The organism is Thioalkalivibrio sp. AKL19, assembly GCF_000420165.1.
Lineage (GTDB): Bacteria > Pseudomonadota > Gammaproteobacteria > Ectothiorhodospirales > Ectothiorhodospiraceae > Thioalkalivibrio.
In genome coordinates this window covers 51,573-76,281 of the sequence record NZ_ATUK01000011.1, presented here as the reverse complement: position 1 = coordinate 76,281, position 24,709 = coordinate 51,573, and the positions used below count along the sequence as shown (strand labels likewise).

At 67.1% G+C, this 24,709-nt stretch carries 30 protein-coding genes; 19 read left to right on the top strand and 11 right to left on the bottom strand.

Annotated features, from left to right (window positions below; translation table 11 throughout):
* Position 1 precedes the first annotated feature (1 nt).
* The 14 genes from F817_RS0105380 (at position 2) to F817_RS0105315 (ending at position 12,441) form a co-directional block, all read left to right on the top strand.
* Entirely contained in the window at positions 2 to 757 is a 756-nt protein-coding gene (locus F817_RS0105380) for a ParA family protein (protein ID WP_024326684.1), read from the top strand.
* 44 nt (positions 758 to 801) lie between these two features.
* A complete protein-coding gene (locus F817_RS0105375) occupies positions 802 to 1,644 on the top strand; it encodes a ParB/RepB/Spo0J family partition protein (RefSeq protein ID WP_024326683.1) in 843 nt (280 codons plus the stop codon).
* A 164-nt stretch (positions 1,645 to 1,808) separates the two neighbouring features.
* The gene (locus tag F817_RS0105370) at positions 1,809 to 2,195 is read left to right on the top strand and encodes an ATP synthase subunit I (RefSeq protein WP_024326682.1); all 387 of its coding nucleotides are present in this window, start codon (positions 1,809 to 1,811) and stop codon (positions 2,193 to 2,195) included.
* Positions 2,196 to 2,226: 31 nt separating this feature from the next.
* Positions 2,227 to 3,069: a F0F1 ATP synthase subunit A gene (gene atpB / locus F817_RS0105365; RefSeq protein WP_024326681.1), complete on the top strand. Its 843-nt coding sequence runs from the start codon at positions 2,227 to 2,229 to the stop codon at positions 3,067 to 3,069.
* A gap of 53 nt (positions 3,070 to 3,122) precedes the next feature.
* Positions 3,123 to 3,359 carry a F0F1 ATP synthase subunit C gene (atpE, locus tag F817_RS0105360; RefSeq protein ID WP_012983953.1) on the top strand — a complete coding sequence of 79 codons (237 nt, stop codon included), beginning with the start codon at positions 3,123 to 3,125 and terminating at the stop codon, positions 3,357 to 3,359.
* A 55-nt stretch (positions 3,360 to 3,414) separates the two neighbouring features.
* Positions 3,415 to 3,885: a F0F1 ATP synthase subunit B gene (locus tag F817_RS0105355; protein ID WP_024326680.1), complete on the top strand. Its 471-nt coding sequence runs from the start codon at positions 3,415 to 3,417 to the stop codon at positions 3,883 to 3,885.
* Between the two features lie 9 nt (positions 3,886 to 3,894).
* Entirely contained in the window at positions 3,895 to 4,431 is a 537-nt protein-coding gene (locus F817_RS0105350; protein ID WP_024326679.1) for a F0F1 ATP synthase subunit delta, read from the top strand.
* 13 nt (positions 4,432 to 4,444) lie between these two features.
* Positions 4,445 to 5,986 carry a F0F1 ATP synthase subunit alpha gene (gene atpA / locus F817_RS0105345; RefSeq protein WP_024326678.1) on the top strand — a complete coding sequence of 514 codons (1,542 nt, stop codon included), beginning with the start codon at positions 4,445 to 4,447 and terminating at the stop codon, positions 5,984 to 5,986.
* Between the two features lie 12 nt (positions 5,987 to 5,998).
* Entirely contained in the window at positions 5,999 to 6,859 is an 861-nt protein-coding gene (atpG, locus tag F817_RS0105340; RefSeq protein ID WP_024326677.1) for a F0F1 ATP synthase subunit gamma, read from the top strand.
* A 57-nt stretch (positions 6,860 to 6,916) separates the two neighbouring features.
* The gene (gene atpD, locus F817_RS0105335; RefSeq protein WP_024326676.1) at positions 6,917 to 8,293 is read left to right on the top strand and encodes a F0F1 ATP synthase subunit beta; all 1,377 of its coding nucleotides are present in this window, start codon (positions 6,917 to 6,919) and stop codon (positions 8,291 to 8,293) included.
* A gap of 13 nt (positions 8,294 to 8,306) precedes the next feature.
* A complete protein-coding gene (locus tag F817_RS0105330; RefSeq protein ID WP_017943074.1) occupies positions 8,307 to 8,726 on the top strand; it encodes a F0F1 ATP synthase subunit epsilon in 420 nt (139 codons plus the stop codon).
* Between the two features lie 127 nt (positions 8,727 to 8,853).
* On the top strand, positions 8,854 to 10,185 hold the full coding sequence (gene glmU, locus F817_RS0105325) for a bifunctional UDP-N-acetylglucosamine diphosphorylase/glucosamine-1-phosphate N-acetyltransferase GlmU (RefSeq protein WP_042799096.1): 1,332 nt from the start codon (positions 8,854 to 8,856) through the stop codon (positions 10,183 to 10,185).
* A 3-nt stretch (positions 10,186 to 10,188) separates the two neighbouring features.
* Complete coding sequence (gene glmS / locus F817_RS0105320; protein WP_024326674.1) at positions 10,189 to 12,039, top strand: glutamine--fructose-6-phosphate transaminase (isomerizing); 1,851 nt, start codon at positions 10,189 to 10,191, stop codon at positions 12,037 to 12,039.
* 105 nt (positions 12,040 to 12,144) lie between these two features.
* Entirely contained in the window at positions 12,145 to 12,441 is a 297-nt protein-coding gene (locus F817_RS0105315; RefSeq protein ID WP_024326673.1) for a hypothetical protein, read from the top strand.
* Between the two features lie 176 nt (positions 12,442 to 12,617).
* Here the strand turns inward: F817_RS0105315 and dtd are convergent, their stop codons facing one another.
* The 3 genes from dtd to F817_RS0105300 all read right to left on the bottom strand — a co-directional run bounded on the left by dtd (position 12,618) and on the right by F817_RS0105300 (position 14,432).
* Complete coding sequence (gene dtd, locus F817_RS0105310) at positions 12,618 to 13,064, bottom strand: D-aminoacyl-tRNA deacylase (protein ID WP_024326672.1); 447 nt, start codon at positions 13,062 to 13,064, stop codon at positions 12,618 to 12,620.
* The gene (pip, locus tag F817_RS0105305; protein WP_024326671.1) at positions 13,061 to 14,047 is read right to left on the bottom strand and encodes a prolyl aminopeptidase; all 987 of its coding nucleotides are present in this window, start codon (positions 14,045 to 14,047) and stop codon (positions 13,061 to 13,063) included. The genes dtd and pip overlap by 4 nt, the downstream gene beginning before the upstream one ends.
* A gap of 73 nt (positions 14,048 to 14,120) precedes the next feature.
* Positions 14,121 to 14,432 carry a hypothetical protein gene (locus F817_RS0105300; protein ID WP_024326670.1) on the bottom strand — a complete coding sequence of 104 codons (312 nt, stop codon included), beginning with the start codon at positions 14,430 to 14,432 and terminating at the stop codon, positions 14,121 to 14,123.
* A gap of 236 nt (positions 14,433 to 14,668) precedes the next feature.
* Here F817_RS0105300 and F817_RS0105295 point away from each other — a divergent pair, with 236 nt between their 5' ends.
* A complete protein-coding gene (locus tag F817_RS0105295) occupies positions 14,669 to 15,475 on the top strand; it encodes an ATP-binding protein (protein WP_024326669.1) in 807 nt (268 codons plus the stop codon).
* Entirely contained in the window at positions 15,450 to 16,361 is a 912-nt protein-coding gene (locus tag F817_RS0105290; protein ID WP_024326668.1) for a lysophospholipid acyltransferase family protein, read from the top strand. The genes F817_RS0105295 and F817_RS0105290 overlap by 26 nt, the downstream gene beginning before the upstream one ends.
* A 46-nt stretch (positions 16,362 to 16,407) precedes the next feature.
* Here the strand turns inward: F817_RS0105290 and hslU are convergent, their stop codons facing one another.
* The 8 genes from hslU to F817_RS14110 form a co-directional block, all read right to left on the bottom strand.
* The gene (gene hslU / locus F817_RS0105285; protein WP_024326667.1) at positions 16,408 to 17,742 is read right to left on the bottom strand and encodes an ATP-dependent protease ATPase subunit HslU; all 1,335 of its coding nucleotides are present in this window, start codon (positions 17,740 to 17,742) and stop codon (positions 16,408 to 16,410) included.
* A gap of 41 nt (positions 17,743 to 17,783) precedes the next feature.
* Positions 17,784 to 18,326, bottom strand: a complete 543-nt coding sequence (gene hslV, locus F817_RS0105280) for an ATP-dependent protease subunit HslV (RefSeq protein WP_024326666.1) — start codon at positions 18,324 to 18,326, stop codon at positions 17,784 to 17,786.
* A gap of 118 nt (positions 18,327 to 18,444) precedes the next feature.
* Positions 18,445 to 19,383, bottom strand: a complete 939-nt coding sequence (gene xerC, locus F817_RS0105275; RefSeq protein WP_024326665.1) for a tyrosine recombinase XerC — start codon at positions 19,381 to 19,383, stop codon at positions 18,445 to 18,447.
* The gene (locus tag F817_RS0105270; RefSeq protein ID WP_024326664.1) at positions 19,355 to 20,092 is read right to left on the bottom strand and encodes a DUF484 family protein; all 738 of its coding nucleotides are present in this window, start codon (positions 20,090 to 20,092) and stop codon (positions 19,355 to 19,357) included. The genes xerC and F817_RS0105270 overlap by 29 nt, the downstream gene beginning before the upstream one ends.
* Entirely contained in the window at positions 20,089 to 20,925 is an 837-nt protein-coding gene (gene dapF, locus F817_RS0105265) for a diaminopimelate epimerase (RefSeq protein WP_024326663.1), read from the bottom strand. The genes F817_RS0105270 and dapF overlap by 4 nt, the downstream gene beginning before the upstream one ends.
* On the bottom strand, positions 20,925 to 21,599 hold the full coding sequence (locus tag F817_RS0105260; RefSeq protein ID WP_024326662.1) for a trans-aconitate 2-methyltransferase: 675 nt from the start codon (positions 21,597 to 21,599) through the stop codon (positions 20,925 to 20,927). The genes dapF and F817_RS0105260 overlap by 1 nt, the downstream gene beginning before the upstream one ends.
* Entirely contained in the window at positions 21,596 to 22,885 is a 1,290-nt protein-coding gene (gene lysA / locus F817_RS0105255; protein WP_024326661.1) for a diaminopimelate decarboxylase, read from the bottom strand. Before lysA ends, F817_RS0105260 begins: the two co-directional genes overlap by 4 nt.
* A 31-nt stretch (positions 22,886 to 22,916) precedes the next feature.
* On the bottom strand, positions 22,917 to 23,048 hold the full coding sequence (locus F817_RS14110; RefSeq protein WP_081644460.1) for a lipoprotein: 132 nt from the start codon (positions 23,046 to 23,048) through the stop codon (positions 22,917 to 22,919).
* 338 nt (positions 23,049 to 23,386) lie between these two features.
* Here F817_RS14110 and soxY point away from each other — a divergent pair, with 338 nt between their 5' ends.
* From soxY to F817_RS0105235, 3 genes are all read left to right on the top strand, one after another.
* Positions 23,387 to 23,857: a thiosulfate oxidation carrier protein SoxY gene (soxY, locus tag F817_RS0105245; RefSeq protein WP_024326660.1), complete on the top strand. Its 471-nt coding sequence runs from the start codon at positions 23,387 to 23,389 to the stop codon at positions 23,855 to 23,857.
* Between the two features lie 46 nt (positions 23,858 to 23,903).
* Positions 23,904 to 24,188, top strand: a complete 285-nt coding sequence (soxZ, locus tag F817_RS13725; RefSeq protein WP_042799094.1) for a thiosulfate oxidation carrier complex protein SoxZ — start codon at positions 23,904 to 23,906, stop codon at positions 24,186 to 24,188.
* 138 nt (positions 24,189 to 24,326) lie between these two features.
* Positions 24,327 to 24,704 carry a hypothetical protein gene (locus tag F817_RS0105235; protein WP_024326658.1) on the top strand — a complete coding sequence of 126 codons (378 nt, stop codon included), beginning with the start codon at positions 24,327 to 24,329 and terminating at the stop codon, positions 24,702 to 24,704.
* Positions 24,705 to 24,709 lie beyond the last annotated feature (5 nt).

Here is a 24,709-nt window from a genome sequence, read left to right as displayed (position 1 = left end):
CGTGACCGATACACTGGCCATCACCAATCAGAAAGGCGGGGTCGGCAAGACCACCACCTGCGTCAATCTGGCCGCGTCCCTGACCCGCCTGGGCAAGCGCGTGCTGGTGGTGGACCTGGACCCCCAGGGCAATGCCACCACCGGCTCCGGCGTGGACAAGCATGCCGACGATCCGACCTCCTGCGAGGTCCTGCTCGGCCAGGCCACCGTCGCCGAGGCCGCCCATCGGGTGGAGGCCGGCTACGACCTGGTGCCGGCCAATGGCGATCTGACCGTCGCCGAGGTCCGCCTGATGGACGCGGCGCGCCGCGAGTACCGGCTGCAGGATGCCCTGGCCGCGGCCGCCGAGAACTACGATCACATCCTCGTCGACTGCCCGCCGTCGCTGAACCTCCTGACGGTCAACGGCCTGGTGGCCGCCGACGGTGTCGTGATCCCGATGCAGTGCGAGTACTACGCCCTGGAGGGGCTGACCGCCCTGATGCGTACCATCGAGAGCATCCAGCGCGGGCCCAACCCCAAGCTGCGTATCTCGGGCCTGCTGCGCACCATGTTCGATCCGCGCAACCGCCTGTCCGGGGATGTCTCCGAGCAGCTCACCGGCCACTTCGGCGACCGTGTGTTCCGTACCGTGATCCCGCGCAACATCCGCCTGGCCGAGGCCCCCAGTTTTGGCCAGCCCGCCTTGTTGTATGATGCCTCCTCGCGCGGCGCGGTGGCCTACCTGGCCCTGGCCGGCGAGATGCTGCGGCGCTGATCGCCGACGGCCCCCTTACCGACTGCCTGCAGGAACGATCGACCATGGCGAAACGTGGATTGGGCCGCGGCCTGGATGCCCTCCTTTCCGGGGCCCAGGCCGGAGGCGACGAAGCCGACACCCTCGACCAGCTCCCGATCGAGCAGATCCGGCGGGGCAAGTATCAGCCCCGCGTGCACATGGCCGAGGCCGCCCTGGCGGAACTGGCGGACTCGATCCGTGCCCAGGGCATCGTGCAGCCGGTGGTCGTGCGGCGCCTGGACGACGGCTACGAGCTGATCGCCGGCGAGCGCCGCTGGCGTGCCGCGCAGATCGCGGGCCTGGAGACCGTGCCGGCGGTGGTCCGCGACATCCCCGATCAGGCCGCCGCCGCGATGGCCCTGATCGAGAACATCCAGCGCGAAGACCTGAACCCCCTGGAAGAGGCGCAGGCCATCCGCCGCCTGATCGGCGAATTCGAGATGACTCACCAGGCCGCGGCCGACGCCGTCGGCCGCTCGCGCACCGCGGTGACCAACCTGCTGCGACTGCTGGAGCTCCACGACACGGTTAAGGAACACGTCAACGAAGGGCGCCTGGAGATGGGCCATGCACGCTGCCTGCTGGCGGTGCCACTGGACGATCAGCCCGGCGTGGCTGCGACCGTCGTCAAGCGGGGCCTGTCCGTGCGCGCCACCGAACAGCTGGTGAAGAAGGTCCTGGCCGCGACCCCGGAGCCGAAAAAGGACGCCGCGCCCTCGCCCGAGGTACGCCAGCTGGAGAGCCGTCTGTCCGATCAGCTCGGCGCCCCGGTGCAGGTCCGCTACAACCGCCAGGGCAAGGGCCGCCTGGTCATCGAATACAACAGCCTCGACGAGCTCGACGGCATCCTCGCCCACATCCAGTAGCATGGGCGAGGGGCCCGTTCCGCCGCGCCCGGAATCGCTTCCCTGGCCCCCCTGCAACCCTCGCCGCAGCCCCGCTCGGAGCCCATAACGGTTTGACCTAATAGAAGGGCGCTCTTATACTACGCGCACTTTTTGGGAGAGGGGTGGGTGTGCCCATCCGCTGAATGACACCGCGACGCTTCAGACACGCCTTACAATCGCTGGGTCTGCAGCTCGCCTTAACGCTGATACTGTCGGGCCTGCTTCTGGCCCTGTTCCCCCCGATCGTGGCGATCTCGGCTGCGATCGGCGGCATCACCGCGACCCTCGGCAACGCCGTGGCCGCGGTTGTCGTGTTTCGGCCCTACCGTTCCGATCAGGTGGGCTCGCTGACCGCTCGCATGATGGGCGCCCAGCTGGGACGACTGGTGATCATCGCGGTGGTATTCGGGGTGGCGTTCGCTTACCTGGACGAGCCGGATCTGCTGGCCCTGTTCGGCATCTTCCTCCTGGTGCACCTGGCCCCGCTGTGGTGGCTGCACCGGGTTTCTGATCAAGCAATGACGAGATAACTGCATGGCTTCAGAAAGCGAACTGCCCACGATGGAAGAGCACATCGCTCACCATCTCACGAACCTCACCTTCGGGCTCCACCCGGAAAACGGTTTGAGCTTTGCCACGACCAGCACCCAGGCCGCCGAGATGGGTTTTTGGGCGATTCACGTCGATTCCATGTTGTGGTCGATCGGCCTCGGTCTGCTGTTTATCCTGACCTTCCGCGCCGCGGCCAAGAAGGTCACCGCCGGCGTACCGGGTGGCTGGCAGAATTTTGTCGAAATGATCATGGACTTCGTCAACGACAACGTCCGTGGTTCCTTCAAGCACAAGAACGACATGGTCGCGCCCCTTGCGCTGACCATATTCGTGTGGATCTTCCTGCTTAACCTGATGGACCTGGTGCCGGTGGATCTCCTGCCGCATATCGCCTATCTGCTGGGTATCCCCTACTTCAAGATCGTGCCGACGACCGACATCAACGTCACGGCTGGTCTTGCCCTGGGCGTGTTCGTCCTGATCATCTATTACTCGTTGAAGATCAAGGGTCCGGTGGGCTTCATCAAGGAGCTGACGGGTATCCCGTTCCAGACCAACATCGTGTTCCTCAAGCCGATCTTCTGGGCGATCAACTTCGTGTTGGAGTTCATCAACCTGCTGGCCAAGCCGGCGTCGCTCGCCCTGCGACTGTTCGGCAACCTCTACGCTGCGGAGATGATCTTCATCCTGATCGGCGTGATGTACTCCGCGGGCCTGATCATGGGTCTGGCCGGCGGCGTACTGCACGTGGGCTGGGCGATCTTCCACATCCTCGTGGTGCCGCTGCAGGCCTTCATCTTCATGGTGCTCACCGTCGTCTATCTCGACATGGCGTACAGCGAAGACCACTGATACCGCTTTCCCTACTCAACTGACTTTTTCAACACTCGACTGGAGATACAAAAATGGAAATGGCAAACGCTCTGATCGTTCTGGCTGGCTCTCTGCTCCTGGGTCTGGCCGCTGTCGGCGCCGCGATCGGCGTGGGCACCCTGGGTGGTCGCTTCCTGGAAGGCGCCGCGCGTCAGCCGGAACTGATCCCGATGCTGCGTACCCAGTTCTTCATCGTGATGGGTCTGACCGACGCGGTCCCGATGATCGGCGTGGGTATCGGCCTGTACGTCCTGTTCGCCCTGGGCTAAGAAGGCTGAGCGAGTCCCGAGGTCCCCTCACACTCGTCCAACCTGAGGTAGCAGGATGAATATCAATCTGACCATCATTGGCCAGCTGCTCGCGTTCAGCGTCTTCGTGTGGTTCACGATGCGCTACGTCTGGCCGCCTATGTCCGCCGCACTGGAAGAGCGTCGCAAGAAGATTGCCGACGGTCTCGCCGCCGCGGAGCGAGGCGAGAAAGAGCAGGAGCTCGCCCAGGAGCGTGCGACCGAGGTCCTCAAGGACGCCAAGCAGCAGGCCAACGAGATTGTGGCCTCCGCGCAGAAGCGAGCCAACGAGCTGGTCGAGGAAAGCAAGACCACGGCTCGCGAGGAAGGCGAGCGCATCAAGGAAGCGGCGCAGTCCGAAATCGAGCAGGAGATCAACCGCGCCAAGGAAGAACTGCGCAAGCAGGTCTCCGACCTCGCGGTTGCCGGTGCCGAGCAGATCCTCGCCAAGGAGATTGACGCCAAGGCGCACGGCGATCTGTTGAAGAAGCTCGCGGCCAAGCTCTAAGGAGACGTTATGTCAGACCTGATTTCGGTCGCCCGACCCTACGCCCGCGCGGCATTCGAGCGGGCCCGCGAGGCCAACGATCTCGCCGGCTGGGCCGAGCAGCTCGAGTTGCTGGCGGCCATTGCCAGCGATTCGCAGATGCACAGTCTCCTCTCCAATCCGCGGCTCCCGCGTCCCGATCGCGCCCAGCTCGTCCTGGATGTGGCCGGTGACAAGGTCGGCGCCGAGGCGGGGAACCTGGTTCGCCTGCTGGCCGAGAATGGCCGGCTGCCTGCCCTCCCGGCCGTTCGCGCCGCCTTCGAGGAAATGAAGGCCGCTGCGGAACAGCGCGTGCACGCCGATGTCACCGCCTATCGCAAGCTCACGCAGGCGCAGGAGAAAGAGATCCACGACGGCCTGGCCAAGGGCCTCGGCTGCGAAGTCGATCTCGAATGCTCAGTCGACAGCTCCCTGCTGGGGGGCGCCATCATCCGCGCCGGCGACCTGGTAATCGACGGCTCCGTGCGAGGCCAGCTGAACCGCCTGGCTGCCAATTTGAGTCGCTAAGAGGATATTTAACATGCAACTGAATCCCTCCGAGATCAGTGATCTGATCAAACAGCGCATCGAGAAATTCGATGCCTCCTCCGAGGCCTCCAACGAGGGCACCGTGGTCAGCGTGACCGATGGTATCGCTCGCGTGCACGGCCTGGGTGACGTCATGCAGGGCGAGATGCTCGAGTTCCCGGGCGACACCTTCGGCATGGCGCTCAACCTCGAGCGTGACTCGGTCGGCGTCGTCATTCTGGGTGACTACAAGCACATCACCGAAGGCCAGACCGTCAAGTGCACCGGTCGCATCCTCGAGGTGCCGGTGGGCGAGGAACTGCTCGGTCGCGTGGTCGATTCCCTGGGCCGGCCCATCGACGGCAAGGGCCCGGTGAACACCGACGTCACCAGCCCGATCGAGAAGATCGCCCCGGGCGTCATCGAGCGCCAGTCCGTCGACCAGCCGCTACAGTCCGGCATCAAGGCGATCGACGCCATGGTCCCGGTGGGCCGCGGCCAGCGCGAGCTCATCATCGGCGATCGCCAGACCGGCAAGACCGCGGTGGCGATCGACGCGATCATCAACCAGAAGGACTCCGGCGTTAAGTGCGTGTACGTCGCCGTGGGCCAGAAGGCCTCGTCGGTTGCCTCCGTGGTGGCCAAGCTGGAAGAGGCCGGCGCGATGGACAACACCATCATCGTGGCCGCCAACGCCTCCGAGTCGGCGGCGATGCAGTTCATCGCCCCGTATGCCGGCTGCGCCATGGGCGAATACTTCCGCGACCGCGGCGAAGATGCCCTGATCGTCTACGATGACCTTACCAAGCAGGCCTGGGCCTACCGTCAGGTGTCCTTGCTGCTGCGTCGTCCGCCGGGCCGCGAAGCCTACCCGGGTGACGTGTTCTACCTGCATTCGCGTCTGCTGGAACGCGCCTCGCGCGTGAACGCCGAGTACGTGGAAGAGAAGACCAACGGCGAGGTGAAGGGCCAGACCGGCTCCCTGACGGCGCTGCCGATCATCGAAACCCAGGCGGGTGACGTTTCCGCGTTCGTTCCGACCAACGTGATCTCGATCACCGACGGTCAGATCTTCCTCGAGACGGATCTGTTCAACTCGGGTATCCGCCCGGCAATCAACGCCGGTCTGTCGGTCTCGCGAGTCGGTGGCTCCGCGCAGACCAAGATCATCAAGAAGCTGGGTGGCGGCGTGCGTCTGGCGCTCGCGCAGTATCGCGAACTGGCGGCGTTCTCTCAGTTCGCCTCGGATCTCGACGAGCTGACCCGCAAGCAGCTGGATCGCGGCAAGCGCGTGACCGAGCTGATGAAGCAGGGCCAGTATCAGCCGATGTCGATCGGCGAGATGGCGTTCTCCCTCTACGCCGCCAACGAGGGTTACCTCGATGACGTCGAAGCGGAAAAGGTCGTGAGCTTCGAGAAGGAACTGATCGCCTACGCGCGTTCCTCGCAGAAGGAGCTCCTGGACGAAATCAACAGCACTGGCGACTACAACGACTCCATCCAGGACAAGCTGAAAAAGGCCCTGGAAGAGTTCAAGGCCAAGCACAGCTGGTAACGGGAGCACGCAATGGCGGGCACTAAGGAGATCCGGACGCAGATCAAGAGTATCCAGAATACTCAGAAGATCACCAAGGCGATGGAAATGGTCGCCGCGTCCAAGATGCGCAAGGCCCAGGACCGCATGGAAGAGTCCCGGCCCTACGCACAGAAGATCCACGACGTCATCGGTCACGTCGCCATGGCGAATGCCGAGTACCGGCATCCGTTCATGGTGGAACGCGAGGTCAAGCGCGTGGCGCTGATCATCGTGTCGACCGACCGCGGCCTCTGCGGCGGGTTGAACACCAACCTGTTCAAGAAGGCCGTGGGCGAGATGCGTCGCTATCGCGAAGAGGGCGTCGAGGTCGATCTGTGCGTGATCGGCAACAAGGCGCTGCAGTTCTTCAAGCGTCTGGGCGGAAACATCGTGGCCGAAGCCAAGGATCTCGGGGATCGTCCGCACATCAACGACCTGATCGGATCGGTCAAGGTGGTGCTGGACAACTTCCGCGACGGCAAGATCGATCGCGTTGTCCTGCTCGAGAACAAGTTCGTCAACACCATGACCCAGCAGCCGGAAGCCACCCAGCTGCTGCCGACGGCGCCGAGCCGGGACGAATCGCTCAAGCACCACTGGGATTACATCTACGAGCCCGACACGCATCCGGTGATGGATACGCTGCTCGAGCGCTATGTCGAGTCCCTGATCTACCAGGCGGTGGTCGAGAACGTGGCCTGCGAAATGGCCGCGCGCATGGTGGCCATGAAGTCCGCCTCCGACAACGCCGGCACGATGATCAAGGACCTGCAGCTCGTCTATAACAAGGCGCGCCAGGCCTCGATCACCCAGGAGATCTCCGAGATCGTCAGCGGCGCGGCCGCGGTCTAGCGGCCGCCGCACGAATCGGTCGACTCGGCACGAATTACGACTTACGAGGATGAACAAATGAGTTCTGGAAAGATTGTCGAAATCATCGGCGCCGTCGTGGACGTGGAATTCCCCCACGGCGAAGTGCCCAAGATCTACGACGCCCTGACCCTGGAAAACGGGCTGACCCTGGAAGTCCAGCAGCAGCTGGGCGACGGCATCGTGCGTACCATCGCCATGGGTACCACCGAAGGCGTGAAGCGTCAGACCCCGGTCACCGCGACCGGCAAGCCGATCTCCGTGCCGGTCGGCAAGGGGACCCTGGGCCGGGTGATGGACGTCCTCGGTCGCCCGGTGGACAACGCCGGTGACGTGGAGGCCCAGGAGACCTGGTCGATCCACCGTGCCGCGCCGACCTTCGACGAGCAGGCCGGTTCCACCGAGCTGCTGGAAACCGGCATCAAGGTCATCGATCTGCTGTGCCCCTTCGCGAAGGGCGGGAAGGTTGGCCTGTTCGGCGGTGCCGGCGTGGGCAAGACCGTGAACATGATGGAGCTGATCCGTAACATCGCGATCGAACACTCCGGCTACTCGGTGTTCGCCGGTGTTGGCGAGCGTACCCGCGAGGGCAACGACTTCTACCACGAGATGAAGGACTCCAACGTCCTCGACAAGGTGGCGCTGGTCTATGGCCAGATGAACGAGCCGCCGGGCAACCGCCTGCGTGTCGCCCTGACCGGCCTGACCATGGCCGAGTTCTTCCGCGACGAAGGCCGCGACGTGCTGATGTTCATCGATAACATCTACCGTTACACCCTGGCCGGGACCGAGGTCTCCGCGCTGCTGGGCCGCATGCCCTCCGCGGTGGGTTATCAGCCGACCCTGGCGGAAGAAATGGGTGTGCTGCAGGAACGCATTACCTCGACCAAGAAGGGCTCGATCACCTCGATCCAGGCGGTCTACGTGCCGGCGGATGACTTGACCGACCCGTCCCCCGCCACCACCTTCGCGCACCTGGACGCCACTGTCGTGCTGTCGCGCCAGATCGCCGAGCTCGGTATCTACCCGGCGGTGGACCCGCTGGACTCCACCTCGCGCCAGCTGGACCCGCAGATTATCGGCCAGGAGCACTACGACACGGCGCGTGCCGTGCAGGGTACCCTGCAGCGTTACAAGGAGCTGAAGGACATCATCGCGATCCTCGGCATGGACGAGCTGTCGGAAGACGACAAGCTGGTCGTGGCCCGTGCGCGAAAGATCCAGCGCTACCTGTCGCAGCCGTTCTTCGTGGCCGAAGTGTTCACCGGCGCTCCCGGCAAGTATGTGTCCCTGAAGGACACGATCCGGGCGTTCAAGGCGATTGTTGCTGGTGAATACGATCACCTGCCGGAGCAGGCCTTCTACATGGTTGGCACCATCGAGGAAGCCGTCGAGAAGGCCGAGAAGCTCGGCTAAGGAGCAAGGCGTTATGCCCATGAATATGCATGTGGATGTGGTCAGTGCGGAGGAGTCCATTTACTCCGGTACGGCCCTGATGATCGCGGCGCCCGCCGAAGGTGGCGAGGTCGGCGTGTATGCCGGGCATACGCAGATGCTCGCCCGGCTGAATCCGGGTGAACTGCGCATCCAGGAAAAGGAAGGCGCGGAGCCGCAGCCGGTGTTCGTCTCCGGTGGTATCCTCGAGGTCCAGCCCTACCACGTGACCGTCCTGGCGGACACCGCGGTGCGGGCCAAGGATCTTGACGAGGCCGAGGCGCTCGAGGCGAAGAAGCGTGCGGAGGAGGCCCTCGAGAATTCCCAGGCCGACTTCGACTACGCCAAGGCCCAGGCCGAACTGGCCGAGGCCGCCGCTCGCCTCCAGATGATCCAGAAGCTGCGCCGGAAATAATCCGGCAAAATGCAACGGATGACTTACGCCAAGGGCCAACCATCTCGGTTGGCCCTTTATCATTGTGGCCATGGCTGAAATCACACCCCTCCATCTCGCGGTCCTGGCAGCCGGCAAGGGGACGCGCATGCGTTCGCGCAGGCCGAAGGTCCTGCAACCCCTTGCCGGGCGCCCTCTCCTCGCGCATGTACTGGATCGCGTCGCCACCCTGAAGGCGGACGCCTGTCACGTAGTGGTGAGCCACGAGCAGGAGCGCATCCGGGCCGCCTTCGCGGATTCCCCCCTGGCAATCGACTGGGTCACTCAGGGCGAGCCCCGCGGGACGGGCCACGCCGTGTACCGCGCCCTCGAGGGCATTCCGGACGGTGCCCGCGTCCTGGTCACCTATGGTGATGTGCCCCGCATTCCCGTGGCCGACCTCGAGGCCTGTGCGGGTGGCGATGGCGTGACCGTCCTGGCGGCGCGGGTCGCCGACCCGGGCGGCTATGGTCGCCTGATCCTGGACCCGTCAGGGCGCCTCGAGCGGATCGTGGAGGACAAGGAGGCGACTGCCGAAGAACGCACCGTGGACCTGATCAACACGGGCGTACTCGCGGCTCCGGCCGGGGCCCTGCGCGGGTGGCTGGCGTCCTGCGAGCCACCATCCGGCAGCGGCCGCGAATGGTACCTGACGGACATCGTGGCGGCGGCCCGCGCGGACGGTCACGAGGTTGCCGTGGTCGAAAGCGAGGACGCGGCCGCGGTACTGGGCGTCAATGACCGGCAACAGCTCGCGGTGCAGGAGCGCCTGTACCAGGTGGCGCTGGCGACCGAGATGATGCGGGGGGGCCTGGCCCTGGCGGATCCCGCCCGGGTCGATGTGCGGGGTGTTCTCGAGTTCGGACAGGACTGCGAGCTCGACGTGAACGTCGTGATCGAAGGCACGGTCACGCTCGCCGACGATGTCTATATTGGGCCCGGCTGCGTGCTGCGGGACTGCGAGATCGGGTCCGGCACGCAGATCGCGGCCCACAGCATCCTCGAGGGGGTGCGGGTCGACGCGGACGCCAGGATCGGGCCGTTCGCCCGCCTGCGCCCCGGCACCGAGGTCGGCTCTGGTGCGCGTGTTGGCAATTTCGTGGAGATCAAGAATGCCACCCTCGGGCCCGGCGCCAAGGCCAACCATCTGACCTACGTGGGCGATGCCCACGTGGGCGCGGGCGCCAATCTCGGCGCCGGTACCATTACGTGCAACTATGACGGGGCCAACAAGCATCGCACCGAGATTGGCGAACGCGCGTTCATCGGGTCGAATACGGCGCTTGTCGCGCCCATCCGGATCGGGGACGACGCCACCGTGGGCGCGGGGTCGACTCTGTCCGACGACGTCGAGCCCGGGGCGTTGGCGCTGACGCGTGCCCGGCCACGCACCATCCGCGACTGGCCACGCCCGACGAAGAGCGGCAACAAGGAGACGTAACCCATGTGCGGTCTGGTGGCAGGCGTAGGCGAACGGAATCTGGTCCCCGTCCTGGTGGAGGGGTTGCACCGCCTCGAATACCGCGGCTACGACTCGGCCGGGGTGGCGGTGGTCAACGACCGCGTCATTGACGGTATCCGGGCGATTGGCAAGGTCGCGGCACTGGAACAGCGTATCGAGGATGCAGCGCTGCAAGGCCGGGTCGGGATAGCCCACACCCGCTGGGCCACCCACGGCGCCCCGACCGAAGACAATGCCCACCCGCACCGTTCGCGCGACGGCCGCGTCGCGATCGTGCACAACGGGATCATCGAGAACCACGCGGACCTGCGATCCCGGCTGGACGCCGCGGGCTGGCCATGCATCTCCGCGACCGACAGCGAGGTCATCGCGCATCGCCTGGAACAGGCACTGGAGGCGGGCTCCTCGCCGCGCGAAGCAATGCGTAGCACCTGTGCCGAGCTCCACGGTGCCTACGCGATCGCGGCGGTCTTTGCCGACTTCCCCGACGAGCTCGTCGTGGCCCGCTCCGGAAGCCCGGTGCTCCTGGGCCTGGGTATCGGCGAGACCTTCGCGGCCTCCGATGTCCAGGCGCTGCTACCGGTGACCCAGCGTTTCGTCGACCTTGAAGACGGCGACATCGCGCGGCTCACGCGCGATGGCGTGGAGATCGAGGATGCCCGCGGCGCGCCGGTCGACCGCGGCATCCGCGAGAGCCGCTGCCAGGTGAGCATCGCGGATCGCGGCGAGTACCGGCACTTCATGCTCAAGGAGATCTACGAGCAGCCTCACGCCCTGGAGCAGACGCTGTCGGGCCGCCTGGGCGAATCCGCGATCCTCGAGAATATCCTCGGACCCGGAAGTGACGAGCGCCTTGCCGACGTGGCCGCGGTCCAGATCGTCGCCTGTGGCACGAGTTATCACGCCGGCCTGGTCGCCGCCCACTGGATCGAGGAACATCTCGGTCTTCCCGCCCGGGTGGAGGTGGCCAGCGAGTATCGCTACCGGCGCCACGTCCTCGCGCCGGGCACCCTGCTGGTCGTGATCTCCCAGTCCGGCGAGACCGCCGACACCCTCGCGGTCCTGCGCCAGTCCCAGGAGGAGCCATTCCTCGCCCGCCTGGCGATCTGCAATGTACCCGAGAGCACCATGGCGCGTGCGGCCGACCTGGTGATGATGACGCATGCCGGTCCCGAGATCGGCGTGGCCTCCACCAAGGCATTCACGACCCAGCTGGCGGCACTCGCGATCCTGGTCCTCCTGCTGGGCCAGGTGGCCACTGCCGCCCGCATGCCCGCCGCCGAACGGGCCGGCGCGGTTGCCGCCCTGCGCAGCCTGCCCGAGCAGGTTGCGCGCATCCTTGCCCTCGACACGCCCATCGCACGCATCGCCGAGGATCTCCTGGAACGCCAGCACGCGCTGTTCCTGGGGCGTGGTGCCTACTTCCCGATTGCCCTCGAGGGCGCACTCAAACTCAAGGAGATCTCCTACATCCACGCCGAGGCCTATCCGTCCGGCGAGCTGAAGCATGGGCCGCTTGCCCTGGTGGATACCGAGATGCCGGTGGTCGCCGTCGCGCCGGATGATGCCCAGCTGGAGAAACTCTCCAGCAATCTCCAGGAGGTCCGCGCCCGCGGCGGCCAGTTGATCGTGATCGGCGAATCCAACGCCGCCCGCGCGCTGGCGCCGGAAGACACCTGGATCGGCCTCCCGCAGAACGAAGCCCTCAGCCCGTGGCTGGCGCCGGTCCTGTTCACCATCCCCCTGCAGCTGCTGGCCTACCACACGGCCGTTCTGAAGGGCACGGACGTGGACCAGCCGCGCAACCTGGCGAAATCGGTGACCGTCGAATAGCGAGCCGCGCGTTCCAACCGGCCGCTCCATCAGGAAACGCTTGTATTCGCGCCCCGGGTCGGATAAATTCGGGCGCGCTTGAATAACCTGTCACAGGAGACCCTCATGGATCAGCAAGAGCTCAACAACCGCTGCGTCACCCTGTTCCAGTCCCCGCGCATCCAGACCAAGCTCTGGAACCCGCGCATGTTCTGGGAGGTGGGCCGCAAGCTGAACACCACCCCGGACGAACTGACCGAGCCGAAGGTCGACCTGTGCGAGCTGGAAGTGATGCTCTCCGCTGCCGCCTACGAGCCGTCGCAGTGCGCCGACAACCTGAACCAGCGCGAGGCCGGCCGTGCCGACTTCATCCGTCGCGCGGTCCAGTCCGGCCAGCGCCCGTTCCTGCGCCGCGCGGCCTGATCCGCGCGCACAGCGAACCCAGCGTTGCTCTCAGGGACCCGGCCTCGTGCCGGGTCTCTTCGTTTGCGGCCCACGAACGCCGTATTTGTCACCACAGAGAACACGAAGGACACAGAGAAGGTCTTTGTGGTTAATTCGCCCTTGACCTGGTTTTGGGTTCGGTCGCCCGTCGCGGCTCACTGGCCACGGGCCTCCAGCCAGAAGGTCACCGGCCCGTCGTTGGTCAGGCTCACCTGCATGTCCGCGCCAAAGCGCCCGCTGGCGACCGGTGCGTGGCGTTCGGATGCGCGACGGACCAAAACGTCGAATAGCGTGGCGCCGTGTTCCGGACTGGCGGACCCGGAGAAGCTCGGACGCATCCCCTTGCGCGTGTCGGCCGCGAGCGTGAACTGCGGCACCAGCAGCAGCCCGCCGCCGGTCTCCCCCAGGCTGCGGTTCATCCGGCCCTCCGCATCCGCGAACACCCGGTAGCCCAGCAGCCGGTCCAGCATGCGCTCGGCGCTCGCCTCGGTGTCGTTCGGCTCCACCGCCACCAGGGCCACCAGCCCGGGCCCGATCGCGCCGACGACCTCCCCGTCGATCGTTACCTGGCCCTCGCTCACGCGCTGGATCAATGCGATCACGCCTGGCCCCTGCCGGTACCGGGCTCGACCTGCCCGGCGAGTGCCGCGGCCAGCCGGTCGGTGGCGGCGACGAGCCGGCGCACGATCCCCGGCTCCGCGGCGGAGTGGCCGGCATCCGGTACGATTTCCAGTTGTGCCTCGGGCCAGGCATGGTGCAGGGCGACCGCCTGGTTGACCGGGCAGACCACGTCATAGCGTCCGTGCACCAGCGTGCCGGGAATCCCGCTCAGCCGTCCGGCGTCGCGCAGCAGCTGGTCCGGCTCGAGAAAGGTATCGTGCAGGAAATAGTGACATTCCAGCCGGGCCAGGCTCACCGCGACGTCCGGATCCTCGAAATGGGCGATCACGTGGTCGTTCGGCACCAGGCAGGAGGTGCGCCCCTCCCAGCCGGACCAGGCCCGCGCCGCCGCCTCGCGCACCGTGCGATCGTCACTGGTCAGCCGCCGGTAATAGGCAGCCACCATGTCGTCGCGCTCCGCCTCGGGGATCACGGACTGGTATTCGGTCCAGGCCTCGGGGAACAGGCGGTCGGCGCCGGATTGGTAGAACCACTGGATATCCTGCGGGCGGCACAGGAAGATCCCCCGCAGCACCAGGCCGAGCACCCGCTCCGGGTGCCTCTGGGCATACGCCAGCCCCAGGGTGGAGCCCCATGACCCGCCGAATACCGCCCACCGCTCGATCCCCAGGTGCTCGCGCAGCCGTTCGATGTCCGCCACCCCGTGCCAGGTCGTGTTCGCCTCGAGGCTGGCGTGCGGGGTCGAGCGTCCGCATCCGCGCTGGTCGAACAGCACGATGCGGTAATGCTCGGGGTCGTAGAACCGGCGATGCCAACTCTCGCAACCCGAGCCCGGCCCGCCGTGCAGGAACACGAGCGGAATCCCTTCCGGATTGCCGCATTCCTCGAAGTAGAGTTCGTGGCCGTCGCCGACCTTCAGGCGGCCCATCCCGTGGGGTTCGATCTCGGGGTACAGTGCATCCATGGCGGCTCTCCGGAAAAACACCGAGTGTCGCCAAAACGCCCCGCCTGCGAAACCCTCCCGCGGCCCGTCGCCGCTACTCCGGGTCCTCGATCACCCGTCCCCGATAGACGCGCCGGTTGTGCGCAGGGCCCTGCCCGCCATCCGGGTCCGGCGCCTCTGCGGTCTTCGCCGGTGACGGCGGCCGCAGATACCCCGATCCTTCCAGCTGGCTGCGCAGGGTCAGGGCCGCGGCCTGTACCAGGCTCGACTGCGAGCGCCCGGCATAGTCCAGGATCGCCTCCATGAAATCCGGCTCGCTCACCGACAGCCGTGCCACCGAGGGAAATTCGGCCCGCAGGTTCCGTCGCAGCTCGGCAGCCAGGCTGAGGCTCTTGCGGTCGTGCATGGGGTCTCCCGGTGGACATCGCTTTCCCGTGCTTATGCAAACGGGGTGCCATGCCCGAAGCCGCGCCACAGGCTGTGCGCGCGCGGCGTTCCCGCAGGCTGCGCACCCTCCCGGCGCATGCATTGCCCATCCCCGGTGCAGGACGGCGCGCTGCGCACCAGGCCTTTGCGTGCCCCTCCCCGCACCGCCATGCTGGTGCTTGCGTGCAGCCGGCGCCCGGCCTATGTTGCGGCCCCATGAAGACACCCGCCGTTCCTGCCTCGATCCGCCGCCTCGCCGGGCGCGCCATCGCCGACTTCGACATGGTCCGCGAGGGCGACCGCATCCTGGTCGGCCTGTCCGGTGGCAAGGACTCGCTCACCCTGCTGTGGCTGCTGCACAACCTCGCTCGGCGGGCCCCGGTCCGTTTCGAGGTCGGGGCGGTCACTATCAACCCCGAGATCGAGGGCTTCGAGCCGCAGCGGCTGATGGATTACCTCGGTGCCTACGGCATCCCCTATCACTTCGTGTCCGAGCCCATCGCCGAGCTTGCGGGCGAGCACATGGACAACGACTCGTTCTGTTCCTTCTGCTCGCGCATGAAGCGCGGCCTGATGTATCGCACCGCGCGCGAACACGGCTACAACGTACTGGCGCTGGGCCAGCACCTCGATGATCTCGCGGAAAGCTTCATGATGAGCGCCTTTCACGGCGGCCAGCTGCGCACCATGAAGGCTCACTACGCGATCGACGCCGGGGACCTGCGGGTCATCCGCCCGCTGGTCTACGTGCGCGAGCGCCAGACCCGCGACTTCGCCGCGGCCGCGGGGCTGCCGGTCATCCTCGACAACTGCCCGGCCTGCTTCGCCATGCCCACCCAGCGCGAGCACATGAAACAGCTGCTGGCGCAGGAGGAGGCGCAGCACCCCCGGCTGTTCCGCAACCTGCGCACCACCCTCAAACCCCTGATGACCGAGGGCGGCATTCCCCCGCGCGAGCCACCGCCGGACAGGGCCGTCGAACCCGAAGTATCCGAACATGGCCCCACGTCGGCATCTGCGTGACCGCCTGATCGGGGGCGGCCTGCGCCTGCTCGCGCGACTTCCGCTGCGGGTAAACCACGCCCTTGGCGGCGGGGTGGGGGCGCTTGCCTGGTATCTCCCCACGCGGGCGGCCCGTATCACCCGCATCAACCTGGCGCTGTGCTTCCCCGAAAAGGACCCGGCCTGGCGGCGGCGGGTGGGACGCCGCTCGTTGATGGCCATGGGCCGGGCCCTGACCGAATCGCCCTGGCTGTGGCAGTCGCCCCCGGAACGCCTGGAGACGCTGGCCGTCCAGCCGCCGCAGTACGCGCGCCTGCGCCAGCGCCCTGTCGGCCGGGCGCTGTTCCTGTGCGCCCCGCATCTGGGTTCCTGGGAGTTCGCCGGCCTGGATGCCGCCCGCCACGGTCCGATGGCCACGTTGTACAGCCCGTTCAAGACCCCGGAGATTGATCGCTGGGTTCGCGCGGCCCGGGCCTCCACCGGGGCGGAGCTGGCCCCGGCCGATCGCAGCGGCCTGCGCATCCTGCAGCAGGCCCGCGACCGCGGCGAGATCATCGGAATCCTGCCGGACCAGAGCCCCAAGGGCGCCTCGGGACAGCACGCCTCGTTTTTCGGGCGCCCGGCCCTGACCATGACCCTGCTCCCGCGCCTGCTGCGCGGGCGCGCCGATCACGTGGTATTCCTGTTTGCCGAGCGCCTGCCCGGGGGTCGGGGCTTTCGCTATCACGAGGTCGAGGCCGGGCCGGAGGTGGCCGACCGCGATTTCGCGCGCGCGGCCACGGCGATCAACGCCCATGTGGAGACCCTGGTGCGGCGCTGCCCCGAGCAGTACAACTGGGCCTACAAGCGCTTCCACCCGCCGCCCGAGGGCTGGCTCGACCCCTATCGCCAGGGGGCCCCCGAGTAGCGCCCCCTGGCGCAGATCACGGGACGTCGTACCCGGCGTGGCTGCGTCAGAGGATGTAGCGGGACAGGTCCTCGTCCTCGACCAGGTCGCCCAGGCGTTCGTCGACAAAGGCACGGTCCACGATTACGGCACCATCGACGTCCGGGGCGCGGTAGGCCACATCCTGCAGCAGGCGCTCCAGCACGGTGTGCAGGCGGCGGGCCCCGATGTTCTCGGTCCGGGCGTTCACGTCAAAGGCGATCTCCGCCAGGCGGCGCACGCCGTCCTCCTCGAAACGCAGCTCCACGTCCTCGGTCTTCATCAGCTCGGTGTACTGCTCGGTCAGCGAGGCGGTGGGCTCGGTCAGGATGCGCACGAAGGCATCGGCCGACAGGGCGTCCAGCTCCACGCGGATGGGGAGGCGCCCCTGCAGCTCCGGGACCAGGTCCGAGGGCTTGGACAGGTGGAAGGCACCGGAGGCGATGAACAGGATGTGGTCCGTGCGCACCATGCCCAGCTTGGTGGACACGGTCGTGCCCTCGATCAGCGGCAGCAGGTCGCGCTGCACGCCCTCGCGGGAGACCTCGCCGCCGCTGCCCTTCTCGCTGCCCCTGGCGACCTTGTCGATCTCGTCGAGGAACACGATGCCGCTTTGCTCGACGCGCTCGATGGCGCGCTCTTTCAACTCTTCCTCGTTGATCAGGCGCGCGGCCTCTTCCTCGATCAGCAGCTTGCGTGCCTCGGCGATCTTCAGCCGCCGCGAACGCGTCTTCTGCCCGCCCAGGTTCTGGAACATCGACTGCAGCTGGCTGGCCATCTCCTCCATGCCCGGTGGCGTCATGATCTCCACGCCCTGGGGGTTCTGCGAGACCTCGATGTCGATCTCGCGCTCGTCCATGTCGCCTTCGCGCAGGCGCTTGCGCAGCTTCTGGCGAGTCTCGCTGTTGGAGTCGTCCGGCTCGGATTCGGTGAACCCGGCGTTGCGCGGGCGTGGCAGCAGGGCATCCAGGATGCGCTCCTCGGCGGCATCCTCGGCCTTCACGCGGTTTTCACGAAGGGCCTCGTCGCGCAGCTGCTTGACGGCTGCCTCGGCCAGATCGCGGATGATCGACTCGACATCGCGCCCGACGTAGCCGACCTCGGTGAACTTGGTCGCCTCGATCTTGATAAACGGTGCATGCGCCAGCTTGGCCAGGCGCCGGGCGATCTCGGTCTTGCCCACACCGGTCGGGCCGATCATCAGGATGTTCTTGGGCGTGACCTCCGGCTGCAACTCCGGCGGTAGCTGGCGGCGGCGCCAGCGGTTGCGCAGGGCGACAGCAACGGAGCGCTTGGCCTCGTCCTGGCCGATGATGTAGCGGTCCAGTTCCTGGACGATCTCGCGAGGGGTCATGTCGGTCATGGCAAATGGGCCTTGGTCGAATCGCTTGGCGCCGGGTCGCGTTACTCCGCGTCCAGGCTCTCCAGGGTGATGTTGTGATTGGTGTACACGCAGATGTCGGCGGCGATGTTCAGGGATTTCTCCACGACTTCGCGGGCCGACAGGTCGGTGTTCTGCAGCAGGGCCTGGGCGGAGGCCTGCGCGTAGGGGCCGCCGGAGCCGATCGCGATCAGGGCGTTCTCCGGTTCGATCACGTCACCGTTGCCGGAGATCACGAAGGAGTTCTCGCGGTCGGATACGGCCAGCAGCGCCTCCAGCTTGCGCAGGGCGCGGTCGGTGCGCCAGTCCTTGGCCAGCTCGACGGCGGCGCGGGTGATGTTGCCGGAGTGTTTCTCCAGCATGCCCTCGAAGCGCTCGAACAGGGTGAAGGCATCGGCGGTGCCGCCGGCAAAGCCGGCGAGGATACGGTCGTGATAGACGCGGCGCACCTTGCGCGCGTTGCCCTTCATCACGGTGTTGCCAAGGGATACCTGGCCGTCGCCCCCGAGGGTGACGGCGCCGTCCTTGCGGACGCAAACGATGGTGGTGCCGCGAAACTGTTCCACGGATCTCTCCTGTCCGGCTGTGTATCTGGGGGAAACCCGGATCAAGGTTTCCCTCGGGGCACGGTGTTGGGTCGCGGCTACCCGGGATCGTTCACCCGGCGGGTGGATCGCGGCCGGATCAGTCCCTCCGGCGGGCCCGCGGATGGGCGGCATCATACACCTGTGCCAGGTGCTGATAGTCGAGATGGGTATAGATCTGGGTGGTTTCAAGGTTTGCGTGGCCGAGAAGTTCCTGGATGGCCCGCAAATCGCCACTCGACTCCAGCAGGTGGCTGGCGAAGGCATGGCGCAGGCGGTGGGGGTGCAGGCGCACGTCCAGGCCGGCACGGCGACCGGCCTCGGCGACCCGGCGCTGCACCGCGCGGTTGCCCAGGCGCTGGCCGCGACGGCTGACGAACACGGCGCGCTCGTCCGCCGTGGCCCAGTCGCCGCGGCGTGCCAGCCAGGTGCGCAGGGCCTCGCGGGCCACCCGGCCTACCGGGACACTGCGCTCGCGCCGGCCCTTGCCGAGCACGCGGACCAGCCCGGCCTCGAGGTCGAGATCGACCAGGTCCAGCCCGGTGAGCTCCGACAGGCGCAGCCCGGACGAATACAGCAGCTCGAGCATCGCCTGGTCGCGGGCCGCCAGCGTCGGGTCCAGGCCCTCGGCCGGGGCCAGCGCCTGCTGGGTCTGGTCGACATCGAGGTCGCGTGGCAGCGGGCGCCCGGCGCGCGGCCCGCGCATGCCGGCGGCCGGATTGGCTGGCATGCGCCGCTGTTCCACCTGGTAGGCGAAGAAGCCCCGCACGGCCGACAGGAAGCGCTGGATGGAGCGTGGGTGGCGTCCCTGGCGGGCCAGCTGCCCGGCGATGCGGCGCATGTCCGCGGCCTTCAGCGTCTCCCAGGGGCCTTCGTGCAGCCCGCGAAGACGCGTCAGGTCGCGCCGGTAGGCCTGGACGGTATGCGGCGAATGACCGCGAACATCGCGCAAGTGGGCCAGGAAGGCCGCGATGTCCGGATCCTGTACGGGGGCGTCGGTGCGCGCCGCGTCAGGCCGCGGCGTGGGTCCGCTCGACATGGCAGCGGATCGATTCGGCCAGCAGGTCGCCGATATGGGTGACGAAATAGGTGCCCATGTCGGGCTGGAAGCGGTCCGCGGACTCGCTGGCCAGGCCGAGCACGCCGATGCGGTCGGATTCGTCGCCCAGCGGCATCAGGATGGCCGAGCCGATCTCTTCGGCGTCGTCGAACAGCACGTCCAGCATCTCGGCCGGCACCCGGCCGCACTGTGCCTTGCCGCGACTGAACAGCGGGTCGAAGGTGCCCAGTTCGGCGGTGTCCAGGGCATGCAGGTCGTCGACCTCGCGGTGCGCCAGGCGGATACTGACGCGCTCCGCGCCCAGTTCGTTGCGCAGGGCGTCCTGGGTCAGTGCCAGCACGGCGTCCAGGTTCTCGGCGCGCATCAGGGTCTTGGCCAGTTCGTGCAGGTGCTGGCCCATGCGCTCGTTGTCGCGGGCGCGCTCGACCAGCTCGCCCATGTGCTGTTCCATTGCCCGGTGCTTCTCGCGCAGCAGGGCGACCTGGCGCTCCAGCAGCGATACCGCGCCGCCGGTCGGGTGCGGCAGGCGCAGGATGTCCAGCAGCGGCAGGTGGTCCTGGAAGAAGTCGGGGTGTTCGCGCAGATAGGCCTCGACATCGGCCGCGCTGATCGCGTCTTTGGGGTGGTTCTTTGTTGTGCGGGTCTTCGCGGTCTCTGCAGCAGAGGCGTTGGAGGATTGCCCAGTCATAGATCGATCCAGCCGTTGAATACCGTGGTGGCCGGCCCGGTCAGCCAAACCGGTGCCTCGGCCTGTCCGTTCCAGCTTAGCACAAGGGTCCCGCCCGGCAGGGCCACCTCGACGTCGTCGTCGACCAGGCCGCGGCGGCGCAGGACGGCCATCGCGGCGGCGGCGCCGCTGCCGCAGGCCAGGGTCTCCCCGACCCCGCGTTCGAACACCCGCAGGTCGACATGCCCGCGGTCGCGCAGCGCGGCAAAGCCGACGTTCACCCGCCGGGGGAAGCTTTCGTGGCGCTCGATGACCGGGCCGATCTCGGCCACCGGCGCGCGGGCAACGTCGTCGACCAGGATCACCGCATGCGGGTTGCCCATGGAGACCGCCCCGAGGGTGATCGAGTGGCCCTGCACGTCCAGGGTGTAGGCGTCGGCCTCGCCCTCGGCGACCAGCGGGATGCGCGCCGGCGCGAACTCGGGGCGTCCCATGTCGACGCGCACGCGTTCGTCGTCCTCGACATGCAGCACGATGCGCCCGCCCAGGGTCTCGACCGGGATCTCGCGCGCCTCGGTCAGGCCCTGTTCGCGCACGAAGCGGGCGAAGCAGCGCGCGCCGTTGCCGCACTGCTCGACCTCGGAGCCATCGGCATTGAAGATGCGGTAGCGGAACAGAGCCTGTGCCGGATCGCCGGGGTTTTCCACCAGCAGGATCTGGTCGCAGCCGACCCCGAAGTGGCGATCCGCAAGATGGCGCAGCGCCGGCTCGTCCAGCCGCACCGACTGGCGGATGCCGTCGATTACGACGAAGTCGTTGCCCAGCCCGTGCATCTTGGTGAATTCCAGGCGCATCAGACGGCCTCCGGCAAGTGCCCGAAGATGATCATGTGCCGGTCCGAGGTGGCGCGGACCGTGAAACCGTGGAGCCCGGCGGCGGCCAGCTGGTCGCGGACCTCGTCGGGAGTGAAGGCGGCGTGCAGGGAGTGCTCGAAGTCGCGGCGCAGAACCGGCGGGTCGTCGGCCGCGTACTGTGCCACCAGGGCCTGGACCGCCTCCGTCGAGTCCGGGCGCCGCAGGTCCATGATGAACACTGCCGCGCCCGGTGCGCCGTCGCGACGGATTGCCTGCCACAGCACCGCCGGGTCGTGCAGGTGATGCAGCAGGGAGTTGCTGATAATCGTGGCGTACGGGGCCCGCGGGCCCCGCGCGTCGGGCAGGCAGCCCGCGGACAGATGTACGCGGCCGGCCGCCGGGTGGCCCGCCATCAGCGCGTCACCCGCGGCCAGCATTGCGGGGGCACCGTCGAGGCCGTCGACCTCGCAGTCGGGGTAGCGTGCGGCGAAGCGCAGCGAGACATCGCCGGGGCCACATCCGAGATCCAGCACCGGTCCGCTGACCGGGCCCGGGAACGTCTCGGTGTAGGCATCCACGAAGCCCTCGTGCGGGGCGGCGAAGTCGGCCTCGGCGTAGGCGCGGGCCTGCTCCGGCTCCAGCATCAGCTCCGGTTCGGGCTGGCGCGGGATCATGGTTCCACGCTCCCGGGCGGGTTCTCGTCGTCGGCATCCTGCGGCAGCATGCTCTCGCGCATCATCAGATGATCCACCTGCTCGCGGCGGTTGATGATCTGGAAGTGGTCGCCGTCGACCATCACCTCCGGCGGGCGCGGGCGCGAGTTGTAGTTGCCGGCCATCACATAGCCGTAGGCGCCGGCCGAGCGCACCGCCAGCAGGTCGCCGGCGGCCAGCGCCAGTTCGCGTTCGCGCCCGAGGAAGTCGCCGGTCTCGCAGACCGGGCCGACGATGTCGTAGGTGCGGGTCTCGGTGTCGTGGCGCTGCACCACCGGCACGATCTCCTGCCAGGCGCCGTACAGCGCCGGGCGCAGCAGGTCGTTCATCGCGCCGTCGACGATCGCGAAGTCGTGCGCCTCGGTGTGCTTCAGGTATTCCACCCGGGTCAGGAATGCGCCGGCATTCGCGGCAATGGCGCGCCCCGGCTCCAGCAATACCTTCAGCGGACGATCGTCCAGGACCTCGCGCAGGGCGCTGGCCCAGGCATCCGGTTCCGGCGGCGTCTCGTCGCGGTAGCGCACGCCCAGCCCACCGCCGACGTCGATGTGCTCCAGCTCGATACCGTCCGCAGCCAGCTGGTCGACCAGTGCCAGCACGCGCTTCAACGCATCGGTGAACGGATCGATGCGCGTGAGTTGCGAGCCGATATGGAAGTCGACGCCGGTTGCCTCCAGGTGTTCGCTGTCACGCACCCGGGCATACAGCGCCGGCGCCTCCTCGATGGCGACGCCGAACTTGTTCTCGCGCAGACCAGTGGCGATATAGGGGTGGGTCTCGGCGTCGACGTCCGGGTTCACCCGGATCGACACCGGGGCCTGTACCCCCATGTCCGCGGCGACCGCCTCCAGCCGGTCCAGCTCCGGGGCGGACTCGACATTGAAGCAGTGGATGCCGACCTCCAGCGCCCGGCGCATCTCGGCGGCGGTCTTGCCCACCCCGGAGAACACCACCCTCGCCGGGTCGCCCCCGGCGCGCAGCACGCGTTCCAGTTCGCCCCCGGAGACGATGTCGAACCCGGCGCCCAGGCGCGCGAGCACGTTCAGCACGCCCAGCGCGGAGTTGGCCTTCACGGCGAAGCAGACCTGGTGCGGGGTCCCGATGAGGGCCTCGCTGAACGCGCGGTAGTGGCGCTCCAGCGTGGCGCGGGAATACACGTACGCGGGGGTGCCGACCAGATCGGCCAGGCCGTCCAGGGCCACCCCCTCGCAGTGCAGGGTGTCGCCGTGATAATCGAAATAGTCCATCTAGTGGTCCTTCAGTGGGATCATTACGGGCTCAGCGCTCCTCGGTTTCCTCGTCATCGGGCAGGTAGAGATCGCCCTTCTGGCCGCAGGAGGCGAGCATCTGCATCGTGCCAAGCACGACGATCACGGCAATCAACAGCCATTGGGCCTTGCAGGAGAACATGGTCGGGTCCGGGTCTTCGTTGCATTGAAGGGCGATAGTGTGCCATTGATACGCCGCTGGCTTCAGGTGGCAGGGCTCAACGCCGCCGCGTCCTCCCGGACGAAATTCGCCCGATCACGAATCGCGATGATTCGTTCATCAATGATTCAGCCAGGTTTGGGACGATGCATCTGCGAGACCAGCAAAAGACCACTGAAGCTGGTCAGGGGGCGGAGCCCGATCCGCAGGGAATAGACCCATGCAGGTCGCCGTCCAATGCAACAGACGTCATCGCGGCTTGCCGCCAGGACGTCCCCGGATTATCCGGAACTGACCCACAAGATGAGAGGAGATCATCCATGATTAGCACCAAGCGCCGTGTCTTCCTGAAAGGCACTCTCGCCGCCGGTACTGTCGGTGTCGCCGTCGGGGCCGGTCTGCTCGCCCCGAGCAAGCTGCTCGCCGCCTGGCCGTCCGAGGCCTTCGGCGCCGAAGGCCTCGAAGCCGCCATGGAAGCCGTCACCGGCTCCAGCGACATCGCCGATGGTGACGTCACCCTGAGCGCCCCGGAAATCGCCGAAAACGGCGCCGTGGTTCCGGTGTCGATCGAGTCCGGCCTGGACAACGTGACCGAAATGGCCGTGTTCGTCGAGCTGAACAATCAGCCGCTGACCGCCCACTACGTCCTGGCTGACGGCGCGCACGCGAACGTCTCCGGCCGTATCCGCATGGGCGAGTCCTCCAACGTGGTCGCCGCCGTGAAGTCGGGCGACACCTGGTACAAGACGGTTCAAGAAGTGAAGGTCACGGTCGGTGGCTGCGGCGGCTAACGCCGACCCCCAACCGCTGATCCGAACACTACTGGAGGTTTAAGATATGTCTATTCGAGTTCGCGCCCAGGAAAGCAACGGCGTAATCAACATCCGTGCGCTCATCAGCCACGACATGCTCGTCCCCGATGACGACGGTGGCCCGCACTTCATCGAGACCGTGGAAGTAGCCCGTAACGGCAGCAACGTGCTGACCGCCAACTGGAACTACACCGTCTCCCGCAACCCGTTCCTGCAGACCGAGATCGACGGTTCTTCCGGTGACACCGTGTCCATCTCCTGGACGGACAACAAGGGTGAATCCGACTCGACCGAGGTCGAAGTGCGGTAATTAAAGAGAGCTTCAGTTCTCTTTAGTAGAAGCCGGGGCTTGTCCCCGGCTTTTTTGTGTCCGGGAAAGCCGTCCTGGTGCGGACCTTCTGGCCTGGCAGCCTGCTAGACTCCGGAAAGGTCCATGCCGAGAATCGCCATGTCCCCCGATTCCCCCGCGCCTCGCGAGGCCGATCCAGCCCTGCGCCCGGCCCTGCTCCTCGAGCCCCACCAGCCCCTGTGGCAGCGTCTGCCCCGTCGCGATGCAGAAGGGCGCCGCCTGGCCGACTTCATGATGCTGATCCCGGGCCTGCGCGAGCGTCCGCGCGACGAGCTCCACGCCCGGGCCCGCGCCATCGAACAGGTGTTGAACGGCTACGGCGCCGATATCGCGTTCGTCGAGCTGAACCTGAAACTGAACACCCTGTGGGTCTCGCTGACCGCGCGGCCGGGGCTTTGCAGTGAACTGCCCTGCGCCATCCAGGAGGCTGTCCCGGAGGCGTTGCTGGTGGGGCCGAAGCTGGGCCCGCGCGGATAACGCCC